Source organism: Paenibacillus sp. Y280, assembly GCF_056786335.1.
The window spans coordinates 27,447-43,485 of the sequence record NZ_JBXCIW010000022.1; the positions used below are offsets into that span (position 1 = coordinate 27,447).

The 16,039-nt window shown below is 48.4% G+C and carries 22 protein-coding genes; 13 read left to right on the plus strand and 9 right to left on the minus strand.

The window, feature by feature from the left end; all coding sequences use genetic code 11:
• Positions 1–171: 171 nt before the first annotated feature.
• The 5 genes from AC1TPC_RS21845 to AC1TPC_RS21865 form a co-directional block, all read right to left on the minus strand.
• Positions 172–576 (minus strand): DUF350 domain-containing protein, encoded by a 405-nt coding sequence (locus AC1TPC_RS21845; RefSeq protein ID WP_482068919.1) that lies wholly within the window; start codon positions 574–576, stop codon positions 172–174.
• A 74-nt stretch (positions 577–650) separates the two neighbouring features.
• Positions 651–1,988, minus strand: coding sequence for a glutathionylspermidine synthase family protein (locus tag AC1TPC_RS21850; RefSeq protein WP_482068920.1), 1,338 nt, complete (start codon positions 1,986–1,988; stop codon positions 651–653).
• On the minus strand, positions 1,969–2,265 hold the full coding sequence (locus AC1TPC_RS21855) for a hypothetical protein (RefSeq protein ID WP_482068921.1): 297 nt from the start codon (positions 2,263–2,265) through the stop codon (positions 1,969–1,971). Before AC1TPC_RS21855 ends, AC1TPC_RS21850 begins: the two co-directional genes overlap by 20 nt.
• Entirely contained in the window at positions 2,266–2,748 is a 483-nt protein-coding gene (locus tag AC1TPC_RS21860) for a hypothetical protein (protein ID WP_482068922.1), read from the minus strand. It abuts the gene before it with no gap.
• A 5-nt stretch (positions 2,749–2,753) separates the two neighbouring features.
• Positions 2,754–3,809 carry a potassium channel family protein gene (locus tag AC1TPC_RS21865; protein WP_482068923.1) on the minus strand — a complete coding sequence of 352 codons (1,056 nt, stop codon included), beginning with the start codon at positions 3,807–3,809 and terminating at the stop codon, positions 2,754–2,756.
• Between the two features lie 148 nt (positions 3,810–3,957).
• Here AC1TPC_RS21865 and AC1TPC_RS21870 point away from each other — a divergent pair, with 148 nt between their 5' ends.
• The 3 genes from AC1TPC_RS21870 (at position 3,958) to AC1TPC_RS21880 (ending at position 5,362) form a co-directional block, all read left to right on the plus strand.
• The gene (locus AC1TPC_RS21870) at positions 3,958–4,350 is read left to right on the plus strand and encodes a phage holin family protein (protein ID WP_482068924.1); all 393 of its coding nucleotides are present in this window, start codon (positions 3,958–3,960) and stop codon (positions 4,348–4,350) included.
• An 85-nt stretch (positions 4,351–4,435) separates the two neighbouring features.
• Complete coding sequence (locus AC1TPC_RS21875; RefSeq protein WP_482068925.1) at positions 4,436–4,837, plus strand: YhjD family protein; 402 nt, start codon at positions 4,436–4,438, stop codon at positions 4,835–4,837.
• Between the two features lie 135 nt (positions 4,838–4,972).
• Positions 4,973–5,362 (plus strand): cupredoxin domain-containing protein, encoded by a 390-nt coding sequence (locus AC1TPC_RS21880; RefSeq protein WP_482068926.1) that lies wholly within the window; start codon positions 4,973–4,975, stop codon positions 5,360–5,362.
• A gap of 71 nt (positions 5,363–5,433) precedes the next feature.
• Here the strand turns inward: AC1TPC_RS21880 and AC1TPC_RS21885 are convergent, their stop codons facing one another.
• On the minus strand, positions 5,434–5,700 hold the full coding sequence (locus AC1TPC_RS21885; protein WP_482068927.1) for a hypothetical protein: 267 nt from the start codon (positions 5,698–5,700) through the stop codon (positions 5,434–5,436).
• Positions 5,701–5,807: 107 nt separating this feature from the next.
• Between AC1TPC_RS21885 and AC1TPC_RS21890 the strand changes: the two genes are divergently transcribed.
• The 5 genes from AC1TPC_RS21890 to AC1TPC_RS21910 all read left to right on the plus strand — a co-directional run bounded on the left by AC1TPC_RS21890 (position 5,808) and on the right by AC1TPC_RS21910 (position 8,575).
• Entirely contained in the window at positions 5,808–6,095 is a 288-nt protein-coding gene (locus tag AC1TPC_RS21890) for a Dabb family protein (protein WP_482068928.1), read from the plus strand.
• A 152-nt stretch (positions 6,096–6,247) separates the two neighbouring features.
• Positions 6,248–6,667 (plus strand): DUF86 domain-containing protein, encoded by a 420-nt coding sequence (locus tag AC1TPC_RS21895; RefSeq protein ID WP_482068929.1) that lies wholly within the window; start codon positions 6,248–6,250, stop codon positions 6,665–6,667.
• Positions 6,668–6,776: 109 nt separating this feature from the next.
• Positions 6,777–7,409, plus strand: coding sequence for a helix-turn-helix transcriptional regulator (locus AC1TPC_RS21900; protein WP_482068967.1), 633 nt, complete (start codon positions 6,777–6,779; stop codon positions 7,407–7,409).
• 215 nt (positions 7,410–7,624) lie between these two features.
• A complete protein-coding gene (locus AC1TPC_RS21905) occupies positions 7,625–8,107 on the plus strand; it encodes a DUF948 domain-containing protein (RefSeq protein WP_482068930.1) in 483 nt (160 codons plus the stop codon).
• A 42-nt stretch (positions 8,108–8,149) separates the two neighbouring features.
• Entirely contained in the window at positions 8,150–8,575 is a 426-nt protein-coding gene (locus tag AC1TPC_RS21910; protein WP_482068931.1) for a YtxH domain-containing protein, read from the plus strand.
• Positions 8,576–8,682: 107 nt separating this feature from the next.
• Here the strand turns inward: AC1TPC_RS21910 and AC1TPC_RS21915 are convergent, their stop codons facing one another.
• From AC1TPC_RS21915 to AC1TPC_RS21925, 3 genes are all read right to left on the minus strand, one after another.
• Positions 8,683–9,903 carry a sugar phosphate nucleotidyltransferase gene (locus AC1TPC_RS21915; RefSeq protein ID WP_482068932.1) on the minus strand — a complete coding sequence of 407 codons (1,221 nt, stop codon included), beginning with the start codon at positions 9,901–9,903 and terminating at the stop codon, positions 8,683–8,685.
• Positions 9,904–10,005: 102 nt separating this feature from the next.
• Positions 10,006–11,751 (minus strand): alpha-glycosidase, encoded by a 1,746-nt coding sequence (locus AC1TPC_RS21920; RefSeq protein ID WP_482068933.1) that lies wholly within the window; start codon positions 11,749–11,751, stop codon positions 10,006–10,008.
• Between the two features lie 47 nt (positions 11,752–11,798).
• Entirely contained in the window at positions 11,799–12,605 is an 807-nt protein-coding gene (locus AC1TPC_RS21925; protein ID WP_482068934.1) for an SDR family oxidoreductase, read from the minus strand.
• Between the two features lie 561 nt (positions 12,606–13,166).
• Here AC1TPC_RS21925 and racE point away from each other — a divergent pair.
• From racE to AC1TPC_RS21950, 5 genes are all read left to right on the plus strand, one after another.
• Complete coding sequence (racE, locus tag AC1TPC_RS21930) at positions 13,167–13,976, plus strand: glutamate racemase (RefSeq protein ID WP_482068935.1); 810 nt, start codon at positions 13,167–13,169, stop codon at positions 13,974–13,976.
• Between the two features lie 135 nt (positions 13,977–14,111).
• Positions 14,112–14,999: a M14 family metallopeptidase gene (locus tag AC1TPC_RS21935; RefSeq protein WP_482068936.1), complete on the plus strand. Its 888-nt coding sequence runs from the start codon at positions 14,112–14,114 to the stop codon at positions 14,997–14,999.
• A gap of 89 nt (positions 15,000–15,088) precedes the next feature.
• The gene (locus AC1TPC_RS21940) at positions 15,089–15,331 is read left to right on the plus strand and encodes a hypothetical protein (protein ID WP_482068937.1); all 243 of its coding nucleotides are present in this window, start codon (positions 15,089–15,091) and stop codon (positions 15,329–15,331) included.
• 43 nt (positions 15,332–15,374) lie between these two features.
• Entirely contained in the window at positions 15,375–15,677 is a 303-nt protein-coding gene (locus AC1TPC_RS21945; protein ID WP_482068938.1) for an iron-sulfur cluster assembly accessory protein, read from the plus strand.
• A gap of 37 nt (positions 15,678–15,714) precedes the next feature.
• Positions 15,715–15,939, plus strand: a complete 225-nt coding sequence (locus AC1TPC_RS21950; protein WP_482068939.1) for a YuzB family protein — start codon at positions 15,715–15,717, stop codon at positions 15,937–15,939.
• The last annotated feature ends 100 nt before the right edge of the window (positions 15,940–16,039 follow it).

Here is a 16,039-nt window from a genome sequence, read left to right on the forward strand (position 1 = left end):
AATAAGAAACACCGAAGGAATCACGCAAATTACAGCGATGGTTCCTTTTGCATTTATAGAGGCCAGATGGCGCAATGTGCGGCGGATGTTAAATCTCGAACTGAAAAAGAGGAACCACAAAGTAGCGATCGCAGCTTTGTGGTTCCTCTTTTTTCATTTCTTAAGCGGCAGTTAGATGAGAAATGTGCCGATTACGATGGATACGCCGATGATCACGGAGCGGAGAAGCTGCGCAACAGCCATATTGCCCTTTTCGATTTCCTCGCAAACTTTAAAGCGCGGCGTAAAAAAATCGAATACGAGATAGACGATGCATAGAATGGCTATGCCGATGGCTGACCAGATCAGCATCGAGACCCATGAATGAGAGCTGTATGAAACCATTGCGACGATGATACATAGTCCCAGCAGCTTGCTGCCCATATACATGCCTGCCGCTTGATTGCCTTTGCTTATTTGCTCGGAATCGTTGTAACGAGTTAATTTACTGAAAATGAATGCGCCCGCGCCTAAAATGATGAGCAGGAGAACAAGACCGATTCCAACATTAGCGGAATTTTGTAAAAATTCATTCATATTGACCCTCCTCAAAGTTTTGTAAACAAAAACTAGCAACGAAAGCTCAATGTCCGGATTTTCCCACCAATCCATTACTCGACAATAGCAGCAGGGCAGTAATAAGCCATGTCGCCGGTTATTTTGGCACCAACTCGAGGCAGCAGGCCGGCAAAGCTTCCGCCGACTACATAAGCGCCGGTTAACAAGCAGCCATTAAACTGGCCTTCTTCTGTATGTACTGCGACTTCTTCCATCGTGAAGCGCTGCTGATAAATTTTTGGCTGCTCGTTGTAATACAGCTTGGTTTCTACGGCTTCCTCTTCACTATCTTGAATGCCCCATTCTACACTCTCGATGGTGCCGTCTCCTGCGAAGAGAGCGGTGCCCTTGCCTTCGCGTCCCCAGTAGCTTTTGGCGACATAAGGGGTTTTCCGCTGAATGAATAAGGTATTCTCAAAATAAGTAGGAAGCAGATATTTACGAATCGCTTCGAGCTCCACTTCGTCAAAAAGTGGATGTCCCAGCACGTCCACCGATTGATCATTTCGTTCATGTAATGCCCAAATGAGCGCCATGAAGCCTTTGCTTTGTGTAATAATGCTTTGCGGCGGGTTAATGAGCGCAAGCTGCCCTAGTTCAACGAGCTCTATAAGCGCCTCGCCGATCGGCGAGCCGGTGTCAGCATCGGTATCATGAATTAAATACTCTAAAGGATAAAGGCGGTACAGTATATCAATGCGCTTGCCATCGTTGTACAAGCCGTCACCCTCTATAATAACGAGCTGATCAAGTGGCACGAAAATAACGGGATAACCAAGCTCATGAATGACATCCATTACATATTCGGTATTGCACTTGTCCTCGACATGCCAGTCGTAGCAGGTGCAGGTGATCATACTGGTTAATCCTTCGCTGCGATAGTGGGCAATGAGCTTCTCAAGCGATGCCTTCAGCGCTTTGCGTATACCTTCGGAGGCGGAGCGATAGGCGGTATAACGGCTAACGATTGCATTTCCTAGAAAAGCCGTCTCCGGAATGCCAGTGGGCGTGTCGGTGTTATTTTCGATACATTTCAAGCCATGTGCGGTTACGATCCAGTCCTGACGGGAAATTCCGTGTGAAGGAGTTTCCATACGCGCTGCTCGGATAAGAGAGGGATGAATGCCTAATTGTTTATTTAGAAAATCATCCGGCAAATGCTGCTGCGCAAACCGCAGCGATTTCCAATAGATCTGGTCCACCTGCTCAGATGCGGCTTGAAGCTCCTCATATTCTGCACGTGTGTACAGCGTTACGGATGGCAGGCAATATTGCTTGCCATGCATGCGATGGTACGGAATTCGCTGCTCAAGCTCTCCTTGAAACAGCTCGTCGTGGGTCAATGGAAGCGAAATGACGCGCTGCAAATGTCTACCCTCCGCTGCTGCCAATGCCGGAGCTTCCGAAGCCTTTTGATGAGCTGGAGCCGGATTTGTAGCTTGATGATTTTTTGTGCGTTTTGCCGTTTGATATATAAGTGCCGCGGCTGCTGCCGTTATCGTCGCAGTAACCATCCTTGTCGTAGTCGACGCAATCTTTAGCGCTCGTCGTATTGCAGCCGCTTAAAGCGACGGGTACAGTCAGCATCAAGGCGAAGGCGAGCGCCTTTTGGCCATTTGCTTTGAATTTGCCGCTGGCTGTCAGCTGCTGTGCTTTCACATCCGACATCTATATACTCACTCCTTTCAAAAAAACGACAATTTTGCTCCGATCCATATCATAAATCGTATAGATCGTCTCAAAGGTGCTCAGTTCGTTCACAATATAATGATCGAGCAGGAGCTGAGCAAATTCGAGCGGGCTTGCCGGGGATGGCTGTGCCAACTTATAAGGATTAAAACGATAGCCGTTCCATAGCAAATACTCGACTTCCATATAAGGGGAGACAGTAACGAATTCGTGAAGTGCGGTGCGGATGGCTTGCCCATATAAGGTATCATCGTATTCATTGTACGGCTTCGCGTAAATAAGATGGCGTATGCCGTTCTCGCATTCGTTAGCCGTATGCTCAAACAGGCTGTTGCGGAAATAGGTTGCATTTACGAGCTTGCGTACAAAAATATCGTCACGCGTTACTACAGCATCCGTAATGGTTCGTACTACACGCTGATCCAGTTCGGACCATTCCATGTAGGATAGCGAGTAATTCACTTGGACTACCGCCCCTCTGATCTTATCTTCGCGATGGTTTCGTCATTTGAAATAACAAATAAACGGGCATCTGCCGGAATTGGCGTATCCAGCTTGCGGTTAATGCTCATGTCGGCGCGGTCGGCAATAAGGGTCGCCCCTTTGCGCAGCAGCGCTTGGAAGGCGTCGTCGTATGTGGACCAACTCGGGTCAACGGCGATTTCGAATACGTCCTCACCATATTTTCTGCTGAGCAGCTGCATGAAGATATCGACGTTTCCTTCTAAAGCGGACCGCACAGCAAGCCTGGATACGGCATCATGCGATAAAATGAAATCATTTACTTGTACGTGACGGAAATTAACAATATGCTTCTCCAGCACGATTTCTACCGTCGTATGGACAGCGGGGGCAGCCTGTTCAATGCTGGATGCGATGAGCAGCGACTTGCCGTCGATTAGCGAGGTGTCGTCGATGCGAGGATCGGCAAAAATGATCGCCGAGCGTGCTTTTTGAAGATTAGCCTGCTCCAGCACGTCAACCGATGTCGGATCGCCGCTCACAAAGTGTACTCTCGGAACATCGAACGGATGCTTGTCGCTGTTATCAATAATAATAATGGCTGCCTTAGAATCCGAGTCGAGCAAATCCTCTACCGCCAGCTGCGCTTTTTTACTCCAATTGATGACGATAATATGGCCTTGACCTTGAAATATCAATTTTCCACCTTCTCTTCTTCGCTGAAGTTCAGCTATCGAATCGATAATTTTGCCGATCAATAAGCTGAGCAGACCAATTCCAAACACATAGAGCAGCATAGCAAGCACCTTGCCAGGCACCGTCTTCGGGAAAAAATCGCCATAACCAACCGTAGCAACCGTGGTCATTACCCACCAGAGAGCATTGAACCAATGGCCGAAGGTGCCGGGCTCAAGCAGGAATGCAATCGTGGAGCTAACAAGTACGAGCAATAGCGTTGCAAAAACGACAAAGTAATGGTTCAATCGTAGAAGCTTAACCGTAAGTTTCAAAAACAGCTGCATGCCAGTCACCCTCGCTTCAAATATTGCTTTATCCACCATACTATCTTTCCTAGCATTTTCCAATACGAAATTGTTTAAAGCAAAGAGCTTTTTTCGCAGCATCGGCTTGGCGAACATAGTGAAGACGGACAACCTTTGTCATTCATGCATATCATATGGTACGTAGAATGAAGGAGAGGTGGGGATTATGCCCCAATTATGGATTTGTTCGATTAGCGGTCTGGCAGGCGCGGTTATCACGTTTGCTTTCGGAGGCTGGGTGGAGTCGCTTACCTTATTAGTCGTTGCGATGGGCATTGATTATATTTCTGGAATGGCGGCATCCATCAAAGAGGGGAAAGGCTTAAACAGCGTTTTTGGATCATGGGGATTGACGCGAAAAGGATTAATGCTGCTCGTGATTTTATTAACGCATCGAATCGATGTATTGCTTGAGCTGAACAATGCGACGATGGGTGCCGCCATCTATTTTTATGTCGCCAACGAGTTGATTTCCATTACGGAAAATTATGGGCGGATGGGGCTTCCTCTCCCCGAGCAGCTTCGCAAAATAATCGAAGTGCTTAAGGATAAGAAGTAAATATTGGATGGATTTAAATGGACTTGCATGAAATCGCAGTCCTTGGCTATAATAAGAACAGATGTTCTTATTTGGAGGGGTGGCAATGGCCGCTAATGAGAAAGAGGCCCGCGGCAGAGTCAGAACGGCATCGCATCCGCCGATACAGACCGAGGAAGAGCTCGAGCTGGTGAAGCGCTACGTACTGCTTGGAATCGTTATGCGTATTTTGGATCATGATATACGAGTGATCGGCACTTCTGCTATTAAGCTCCCGCGGTTTTATGATTCTATGCTGCGCGGCATGCAGGATCGGGTACTGCTTGAGCTCGCTGCAATCCGCAGGCAGTTTCGAGAGATGGGCATTAAAGTGTATGAGGAGAAGCGGGAAACGGATGGCTTGCATGCCGAATATGTTTGCAGGGGCTACCATCACAAGTTTTTTATGCTGTGGGGCTTTGTGAAGGCGGAATCCGAGCGAGTCTTAAAACAGTATTTGTCCAGCTAAATTTGGATTTGTTCATGGTTTTGTCAAAATAACGAAAAAACTTTTCCTCTTTCTGTAGTTTAAGGTTGAGAACATCGGACGATCTTATGTAATATAAGAGGTAGACATTATGAATGCAAAGGGGAGCACATAGCAATGCATAAGTGGATTATGTTTACTTTATTTGCAGCGGCGTCGTTGCTGGGCTTATATTTGCTCACATTCGCCTTGCCCGCTAAGCCTGTTGACGAGTCAGCCTCGCTGCCAGAGGGAATGAGTTTGTTGAAAGTAGTAGCATCCAATGATTTCGTATTTGACCAACCGGAGTACAAAGTTAAAGTTGGAGACAAAGTTAGACTTAAGCTATCCAATAAAAGCGGCATTCACGGGATAAATATTGACGAGCTTAAAGTATCTCTTGATAATGACCACCCGGAAACGGACTTGGAATTTACGGAACCAGGCACTTACAAGATCTACTGCTCCATTCCGTGCGGCCAAGGACATACAACGATGCATTCTACATTAGTTGTTGAAGCTGCTTAAAGCCAAAACCGATTGATGGATTGCAAACATGCGAAAGGAGCCGAAAGGCTCCTTTTTGTTGAAATCAATAGTTATCGTGCAGAACGGGAATGACGATCGCTTTCACGGCCGCGTGCAATGATCGCATCGGCGATAAAGCCAAGCAGTGCCCAAGTGAGGACGGTAAGGGTGTACATAAGCAGGACGCTTACCTCATGCACGTCGACAAATAAATCAACAACCCATGCAGGTATGCTAAACATGAAAAAAACCATGTTGTGCGGGTCGTAACCCGTGTAATTAAACAAACAAATAGCAAGCCCAATCAAGGTAGCAACAATTGTTACCGGATAGCGCATAACGTACCGATCTCCTTCGCGTTAAAGATTGCCGTAATGCGACTGCATAGGTTATTATGTGACAAAAGGACGAAAGTCATGCGACAAATTCAGAGGAGGAACAACAAATGATTACTCACATCGTATTTTTTAAATTAAAGGATGGCAGCGAAGAGAGCGTGGCACGTACCGCACAGGTGCTTAGAGATATGGAAGGCAAGATTGAAGTGCTTAAGTACATTGAGGTAGGCATCGACGTTGTACACTCGGAACGCTCTTATGATATCGCGCTTGTTACCAAATTCGAATCGTTGGAAGCATTGGAGATTTACCAAGTGCACCCTGTACATAAAAAAGTAATCGAGCATATGATGCAAGTTCGCGAAGCTTCCGTCAGCGTTGATTTTGAGAGCTGAGAGGCAGGTTAAAGGCTTATGAGCGACATGAGAGACGTATATGAAATACTGACGTATTTGTTAGTCATTATCTTTAGCAGTATTATTATGGTGGCATGGCTTAAACGCAAGGCGAAAAAAAAGAAGTAAGGCTGAAAGCGGGCGACTGATTGATGTATTATGTGAATCGCGAACAAATTGCCGTACGGTTGAATTCGATAACTGAGGTTGCCTCAGCGCTGCAATCGCTAGCCGCTAATTGGCAGGGTACAGTGCTTGAAGGCTTGGCGCAGGAGAGAGCGCTGCATCTAGCCATTGAAACGGTGACGGATGTCGGCAGCTTCCTGATCGATGGGTTTATTTTAAGGGATGCAAGCAGCTATGAGGACATCATCGAAATTACAGGCGAAGCAGGCGCCTTTCCTGCGGATATGCAGGCGACGCTTACCGAGCTTGTGAAGCTGCGCAAGCCGCTTGTTCAGGATTATTACGTCTGGAAGCGTACGGAGCTTCATCCGCTTACCGAGGTGCTGTCCACGCTGATGCCTGCCTTCAAGGAAGCGGTAGAGGGCTACTTGGAACGCGAGCTGTAGGGAAAATATGCTTGATTTACGAAAAAGTCAAAATACGTTACAATGACGCTATCAAGCCTGCAAAGGTGGTGAAGGGTTGAAGCGGACAAGAGCAATAGGAACAGCTGACATGACGGTTGAAACGCGAAGAGACAGCTCGACGCGCGAGAGAATATTGATGCTGCTTAAGACTAACGGCAGATTGAATGCCGGCGACTTGTCGAGCGAGCTGGGTTTGACAGAAATGGCGATTCGGCGGCATATGTATGCGCTCGAGAGCGAAGGCAGCGTAAGCATCGTTGCTGTGCGCCAAGCGATGGGCAGACCGCTGCATGCTTACGAGCTGACGGCGGAAGCGGACGAGCTTTTTCCAAAAAATTATCATGTTCTCGCCTTGGATTTGCTTGACGAGCTGGCGGACGACCCGGATACTGCAGCGCTTATCGATCGGATGTTTGAAGGCAGGAAGAAGAAGCTGCTTGATCGCTACGAGCCGCGTATGGCGGGCAAAAGCTTGGAGCAGAAGGTCAGCGAGCTTGCTGTCATCCAAAATGCCGGGGGCTACATGGCAGAAGTGGAGACGAAGAGCGACGGCAGCTATATGCTCTACGAGTATAACTGTCCAATCGCACAGGTTGCCGGGAAGTACCAGCAGGCATGCAGATGCGAGCTAGCTTTGTTTAAATCATTGCTTGATGTGCCCGTAGAACGAACGGAATGTTTGGCTAAGGGCGGCGGCAAGTGCAGCTATCGCATCGGTTAACGGAATAGATAGGGTAATTGAAGGTTGTCTTGGCAAATCGTAGAAGATTTGCTGAGGCGGCCTTTTTGATTAGGCAAAAAAGGATTTTTATGTCGGTTGTGTCATGACGAGCCCATGCTGCTTATACTGTCATTACGCAAGTGGGCGTTCGTCTAGAAGCACATAGAGGCACATACGTATGGCTCTGCGATTGATGAAGGAGGAGGGATACGGTCATGGTCATAACATGGAGTGCGGCCATTGCAGCTGGTGCATTTGTTGTTCTGGTAGCAGGCATACTATTGGTATTACGATCAGCGCTTAACAGGCTTGGGCAGATGCAGGCAGCGGCTGACAAGGTGCAGCAGGATTTGCATAAGCTTTCGCTCGAGCTTAGCGGGTTAGTAACGCCGGCAGAGGAAACGATTAAAGCTGCTCATCGGCAACTGGAATCGGCGAGCAAGCTGTTCGAAGCTGCTGGGCAGGTTGGTGGAGCGATCACGCATACGACATCGGCTGTTGAGCGCGTAACGTCCGTATTGTCGGAATCAGCTGAGCAGCATGCGAAGCGGTACGAGACGAAGCGGCAGGTCGGTGATGCGCTTGAATGGGCTGAGCTAGGAATGGCGGCTTGGCAGCTGTGGCAAACTAGCCGAAAGGCAGCGGCGCCTTCTGCAGATGACTTGAACCCGTACCAGAATCGGAACCCTGATCAATAGCTTAAGACGAATAGCACGCTAACAACGAAAGGAGCAACTATAATGTCAACACGAAAACAATCAAAAGGATTTTTGCTTGGCGCAATAGCTGGAGGTGTCGTAGGCTCTGTTACTGCTTTATTATTGGCGCCGAAACCTGGCAAAGAGCTGCGTCAGGATATTTCGGTTCAAGCGCAGAAGGTAAGCGATACGACAGTGAAGGTTGCTGGTCAAGTAAGCGATACGACTGGCCGCATTGCCAAGCAAATTGGGGATCAAGCGGTTCAAATCGCTGACAAAACGAAGCAAGCGGCCAGCAATGTCGTCAGCAGTGTAAAAGCACGCGCCAAAGGAACAGAAGAGACAGAAGCAATTGCTGACTCCGTAGTTATTGTTGACCTATCAGAAGCGGTGGAAAAGCAAGAAACGAGCGCGATCGAAGCGGTAGAAGCTGGAGGAACGGAAGCGGCGGCATCGAAGGAGCTTTAATCAAGCAAAGGTTGACGAGGCATGCGTGATAAGGTTGTAGAAAAAGGCAAACTGCTCTGAGCTGAGGCTCCGGCAGCTTGCCTTTTTGTTCGTTGCATAGTCGCGAGTCAGCCAACAATATTGGTGTGATGATGTATGGGGTCTGCACGAAGAAGGGTTGAGAGCGGCTCCATATTGTAATCGTTTCTGGATGGAGACGCTGCGGTAATCGCTTCACCGGGTCCAACTACACATATTTCGTCATTCAATCGGCCGATGTAGGCTCCGTCGTGAATAACGGCTCCTTCACCGATAATGGCGCGATGAATGGTGACATTTCTACCGATTGTTGTGCCAGGCATAATGATGCTTTCGTAAATCTCGCTGTTTAGCCCAATCGACACGCCAGCGCATACGATGGAGCGGGTCACTTCCGCTTCCACGGTGGATGCCGGATGAAGAATGGAATCCGTAATCGTTGCAATGGGATTCAAATAGCTCTTATCGGCGGCTGAATGACTTTCGGACAGCACTTGATTGTCGTTAGCAGCCAGACGCAGCTCGCCATCCAAAAGGTCCATGTTTGCCTCCCATAGACTTTCGATTGTACCGACATCCCGCCAATAGCCGTCGTATGTGTATGCTGCCATATGAGCTTTAGAAGAGAGAATGGACGGAATGACATCCTTCCCAAAATCGTGACTGGAACTTTGATTAGCGGCATCCTCCAGCAGGTACCTCTTTAAATCCGCCCATCGGAACAAATAAATGCCCATGGATGCTAAGTTGCTTTGCGGTTCTTCAGGCTTCTCTTGAAAGGAGCAAACGCGAGCTTGCTCATCGGTTGTAAGGATGCCGAAGCGGCTTGCTTCGCGCCAAGCCACTTGCTTGACGGCAATGGTAGCTGCTGCCCTTTGCTTCTTATGAAATTCCAGCATAGGCGTATAGTCCATTTCATAAATATGGTCACCAGAGAGAATAAGTACATGCTCAGGTGCTTGCTTGTCGATATAATCCATGTTTTGATAAATCGCGTCAGCAGTTCCTGCATAACCTGCCAAGCACTTGCGCGAGGAGGGAAGTAGAGTGACACCGCCGGAAGCGTTAATTTCGGAAAACTCATATTTAGCGTTTGCTATATATTGATGGACTGTATCCGCGCAGTATTGCGTAAGGACGCCAATTGTCGAGATATTGGAATTTGCACAGTTATTCAGCGGGAAATCGATCATGCGAAAGCGATCGCCAAAAGGAATGACAGGCTTGGCTGACTGACTCGTAAGCGGAGCTAAGCGACGTCCTTCTCCGCCAGCTAATAACATGGCAATGCAATCAGTATGTGTTTTCAAATAAATTTCCCCCAATCCATTATGAGTAATTGCTGCGAGCGTCCGTTAACGATTAGGATCCATTAACCTTATAGATGCAGCTTTGAAACCGAAGCGACAAAATTAAATGTCCCGGTATAAAATTCGAAAGTCGAGCGGCTTGAGCTCGAGTTGAAGCTGATTATCGATCGTCGCAACCTCATCATTTGTAAAGGCATCACGCCAATCGTCTGTTTCCATGACATGCGCAAGCGTTAGGGAGTCCTCCGTATTATTGATCCACAGCGTAAAATGCTGCTCATTATTCAAACGCTCAAAAATCAAAGCTCCCTTTTCATTATCTGCATGAAGGAAGCGAAACCGCCCGTCGCGGAGGGCAGCATGCTGCTTGCGCAGCGCAATCAATAGCTGATAAAAGTCAAACAGCTCGCGGTCCTGCTTGCCTTGGTCCCACTCCATGCATTTGCGGCAATCCGGATCGTCCCCTCCATCCAAACCGACTTCATCGCCATAATAAACGCAAGGAATACCCATAGAAGTGAACATAAATACGACGGCAAGCTTTAAACGCAGCTTGTTGCCGCCAAGCACAGTTGCCGCACGCGTGACATCATGGCTGGATAGAAGATTAAATAGAGCCTCATTGGTTTGCTGAGGATACCTCATGAGCAACCGATTAATTTGATCGGCGAAATCCGAGGCTCTTCGCTCAGACGAACTGAAAAAGTCCAAAACGCAATTCGTGAACGGATAATTCATCGCGGAATCAAATTCATCCCCACGCAGCCAATTGAGCGAATTGCCCCATACTTCTCCGATTATGAAGGCGTCGGCTTTCTCCTTTTTGACAGCAGTACGGAATTCCCGCCAAAAGGCGTGATCGACTTCATTGGCTACATCCAGCCTCCAGCCGTCGATATCCGCTTCCTTCATCCAGTAAACAGCGATATCAAGCAAATATTGCTTTACTTCGGGGTTTGCCGTATTCAGCTTGGGCATATTGCCATAAAAGCCGAAGGTTGCGTAATTGGCAGCGCCATCCTTGACCTCTACGGGGAAGCCGTTCAGATGGAACCAGTCCTTGTACTTGGAGCTTTCGCCGTGCTTCAGCACATCCTGGAAAGGAGGAAACTGCTCGCTGGCATGATTGAATACGGCATCAAGCACGACACGAATATCGAGGTCATGGCATGCTTTCACCAGCTGCTTAACCAGCTCTGCATCCCCGAACTGCGGATCGATTTGCATATAATCGACCGTATCGTATTTGTGATTGGAGGGAGCAGTGAAAATAGGCGTCAAATAAATTGCATTAACGCCTAAATTCGTTAGATGGCTAAGGTTATCGATGATACCTTGCAGATCGCCGCCAAAGTGAGATTCTTCGCTTGGCTGCTCGCCCCAAGGGCGCACGCCATCGGGATCATTGCTTGTATCGCCGTTAGCGAAGCGATCCGGCATGATCTGGTAAAATATCGCGTCCTTAGCCCATTCGGGCGCGTCAAACAGATCGATGGCATGTATGTATGGAACATCAAAATACCCGCCGGCTGGGGCAGGCTGCTCCTCAAAGATGCCTTTCTCGATAAGCCATAGCGTCTCTTCGCCGCTGCGAACGCGAAACCCGTAAGAAAAGCGCCGCTGCTTCGGTTTAACCACCGCCTCCCAATAGTCAAATAAAGGGTCCGCCGCAATTTTCTCCATCTGAACATCCAGACGATAGTTATCCCAGTCGTATTTGTCACCCGTTACCGCTACAGCTTCTTCGACATCGTTTCTTTTGGTGCGGAGCCTGAGATGATAGGTATCGCGGTCGTAAGCATAAGCCCATTTGAGATCGGGCGAATGGTGCAAGCATTCTTTGAACATTGGCTCCCACTCCTGTATATATGATTTTGGCTAGCAAAAAATAAGCATTATCCGCGAAGCAATGATTCTGCACCGTCAATGTAGACAGCTGTGCCTGAGATATGTCTGGATTCCTCTGAAGCGAGGAACAAAGCAAGCTTGGCTACTTGGTCTGCGCTTCCGGGTCCGTGCTCAAGCGGCTGGCTCCCTTGCGGATATTCAACGGGAATCGTTACGCGCGCAAGCTCGGGCATCCGCTCGGTGTTTTCTTCGATATTCGTCTCAATTGCGCCAGGGCATATCGCATTGACGCGAATCTTATACTTGGCAAGCTCCAGCGCTGCCATTTTGGCGAACGCGACCTGTCCCGCCTTGGTGCTGCTGTAAGCGCTGAAGCCAATATTGGAAAAAACGCGGTTGCCGTTTATGGAAGCCGTAATTAATATGCTGCCGCCTTTATCCTTCAATAAAGGGATAGCATGTTTAACGGTGAGGAAGGTACCGCTCAAATTAGTTTGCAGCGTCGTATTCCAGTCGTCGAAATCCATAAGCTCGATCGGGGTCAAAACGCCGTTAATGCCAGCATTGGCATAGACGATATCCAGCTTGTCATAATGTTCTTGTACTTGCCGATAGGCGTTCGCCATTTGAATTTCATCCGAGATGTCGGCTTCGATCGCTAGGCAATCTACGTTATACTTCCGGATGCTGAGGCAAACCTCTTCCATTGCGGCTTCCTTGACATCAAGGAGAGCTAAGCTCGCGCCTTCCTGTGCGAACTTCAAAGCGGTTGCTTTGCCAATTCCGGAGCCAGCCCCCGTAATGAGTGCTACTTTTCCTTGCAAGCGGCCAATCGATTGTGGATTTTTTGTCATCAAAATTTCCTCCTTGAATGTATAAGTGGGATTACGCTGCTTGAAATGGTTTTAATTGTATGTACCCGAAATCTAGCTACCGAAACAAGCTGCTAGAACAAAAAGAGACCCCGAAGCTACATTGCGTAGTCATTCGCGGTCCTTCTTAAAGCAGATATGGCGCTTTAGGCGATCCCGCAGGACGAGCGTGAGAAGCGGCATAACGAGACCGATTCCGATGCCTAAAATAACCATGAAGGGCCTTCTGCTTTCTTGCCGCTAAGTGAAATTGCAATTAATATCGTTGCAAGGATACATACAGGCAAGTTGATGTGAAACACCCAGCGCCAGTTCCAAGCGTCGACGACATTTAAGCTGTCAACAAGAAAAAAGAGCTGGTGGACAGCCCATTTTTTACAGCCTTTTCGGCCATAGATGAGCAGCGGCTGCCGTGTTTTTCATCATGAATCTACGTTGAACCTTGTCCAATTTTAAGATAAGATGTAGGTACGTTTTTGTGCCTGTTTTCATATGCTATTCTGTCTCGATTCATTACACTTTGTTTAGGAAAGCGGTGTGTTTGTGCAGCAACCGATTGCGATACTAGATTCAGGCGTAGGCGGCCTAACCGTTGCCAAAGAAGTCATGCGCCAACTACCGCACGAAAAAATCCTTTACTTCGGAGACACGGCTCGGACGCCTTACGGTCCACGTTCTACTGAGGAGATCGTCCGCTTTACGAGAGAGATTGTTGATTATCTTATACAGTTTAATCCGAAAATGATTGTTATAGCATGTAATACAGCAACCGCAGCAGGACTTGACGATATCCGCTCTAGAGTGGCAATTCCCGTTGTAGGCGTTATTAATCCTGGCGCTAGGGCGGCAATTGGTCTGACGGTGACGGACTGCGTCGGCGTTATCGGCACGGAAGGCACGATCAAGAGCGGCGCATATGAACAGGCACTGCGCAAGCTGTCTCCCCATGTGCAGGTGGTCAGCTTGGCGTGTCCGAGCTTCGTGCCGCTGGTGGAAAAGGGAAAATTCCGTTCGCTTGAAACGTATGAGACGGTGCGCAGCTCCATTGGCCATTTGCGCGGATACCCGATGGATACGTTAATTCTCGGCTGCACGCATTATCCATTTCTGTCGGAGACGATATCCGAGGTAATGGGTGAGAGCGTTAAACTGATCAGCTCAGCAGACGAGACTGCACGAGAGATCAGTACGATTTTGCATAACCAAAGCAAGCTGTCTCGAGGCGGCATTGTGCCGATCCATCAGTTTTTTTGCAGCGGCGATACGAAAATGTTCCAATCGATTACCCAGCAGTGGCTTGGCGAGCAAATTGAGCTAACGCCTGTCGTCTGGCAAATACCAAATATCGTCTAAGCATAATACGCGGTTAAATGGAAGAGCGGAAGCCGGGCCTGCCAAAGGCACGGCTTCTTTTTTTCATTTGCTTCATAGGACATGTGCTTCGCCGCATAGCATGATAGGAATAAATTGATGCGTCAGGAGGCGATCATGATATATTCCTTACAAACTTATAGCTATCTCGATTTAACGGAGGGCGTAAGGCAGCTGACGGGCAAATACCCTTTTTTGTCGGCGCATGTCATTGGACAAAGCGTGATGGGCAAGCCGATATTAGCGCTTCGCTGCGGAAACGGTCCGCGCCTTATTCATATGAATGGCTCCTTTCATGCGAACGAATGGATAACCTCTGCCCTGCTTATGCGATTTGTCGCGGATTTGTCCGCAGCCTATTGTACCGGCGACCCGATCGGCAATCAGCAAGTGGAGGATCTGTGCAGGAAAGTGACGCTATGGGCAGTCCCGATGGTAAATCCCGATGGCGTTGAGCTTGCGCAGTACGGCGCAATGCCGACGCATCCATTTTATAGACAGCTGATGGAATGGAACGGAGGCTCCGAGCAGTTTAACGGCTGGAAAGCGAATGTGAGGGGCGTTGATCTAAATGATCAATTTCCTGCGTTCTGGGAAGAGGAATGCAAGCGCAGAGGAATCGCAGGACCTGGACCGCGAGACTACCCTGGGCCGTTTCCGCTAAGCGAGCCGGAGGCAATCGCGATGGCTCGTTTTACGCAAACGATTGGATTTGATGCTGTTGTGGCGCTTCATACGCAGGGTCGGGAAATCTATTGGAACTATCGTGATTACGAGCCGGCAGAGGCGGAGGAGCTTGCACGAAGGCTAGGGCAGGTTAGCGGCTATGTGCCGGTCAAGCTGACGGGCAGCGATGCGGGCTATAAGGACTGGTTCATTCAACATTTTCGCAGGCCGGGATTTACGGTAGAAGCGGGCTATGGCGAAAATCCGCTGCCGATAAGCAATTTTGACAACATCTATGTTGAGCTGCAGCCGCTGCTGCTAGAGGCGCTTCGTCTTTAGCGGCTATCGGCCGCGTTGGTGCGGAGTAGGTATGGAAGACATGGTTATGCTATAATAATCGGAAAAGAACAGCGAAGGAGGGATTTCTGATGCGTAAAATGCTGTCGCTGCGCCATTGGCAGCGGACGTTTGTTCGAATATTCCAACTGCTTCGTTCTAAGAACGTTTCCTTGCTGGACAAGCTGATTTTTACCATACCTGTTTTCCTTTACTGGGTATTGCCTGATGTGCTGCCGCTGCCTTTTTTGCCAATAGATGATATTGCGGTGACGATGCTGCTGGCGGAATGGTTTGCCCGTAGAATGGAGACCAAGTATAATATGAAATTATGATCATTGCCTCAAGGCATAACGATAAGAGGAGCTGGAAAAAAGGATGAACTGCAAAATTTCCAAGAACGCTGCAAAAGTTATTCAAGAAGAGCTGGACAAGCCTGAGAATGCAGGTAAAAAGCTGCGCGTGTACGTTACTCACTCGCACGGTGATCATGCGCATTACGGCATGGGCATCGACGAACCGACGGAGAAAGATGTTGTCGTCACGACTGACAAAGGAATCGACGTTATTTTGGAGAAGGATAACGCTTTTCTAGACGGCGTACGCATCGATTATTTCTATGTGCCTGAAGAAGGCTTTGCCGTTACGAATCCAACTAAGGGCAACCACGGCGATCACTAAGCATCATCCGAATCTGGTTGAAATAGGAAGTTGAATAATGGCTAACGATATAATGGTTTGCGACAAATGCAAGCACATGAAGATGAAATCAATTGTTCCCAAGCTGCAAAAGCTGGTGCCTGACACGGAAGTGCGTGTCGGCTGCAAATCTTACTGCGGGCCCTGTGCCCGGTACGCATTCATATTTGTTAACGGCCGTTATATAAAGGCGGCATCCGAGGATGAAGCGATCCAGAAGATCCTTCCGTATATTAAAAAATAACATGATCTATATGGCTGAACACACAACGAGACTCTGCGATAGCTTTCATCGCAGGGTCTTTGCGCAAATATAGGCTATTGCCATTCGAAAGGAGTACAAG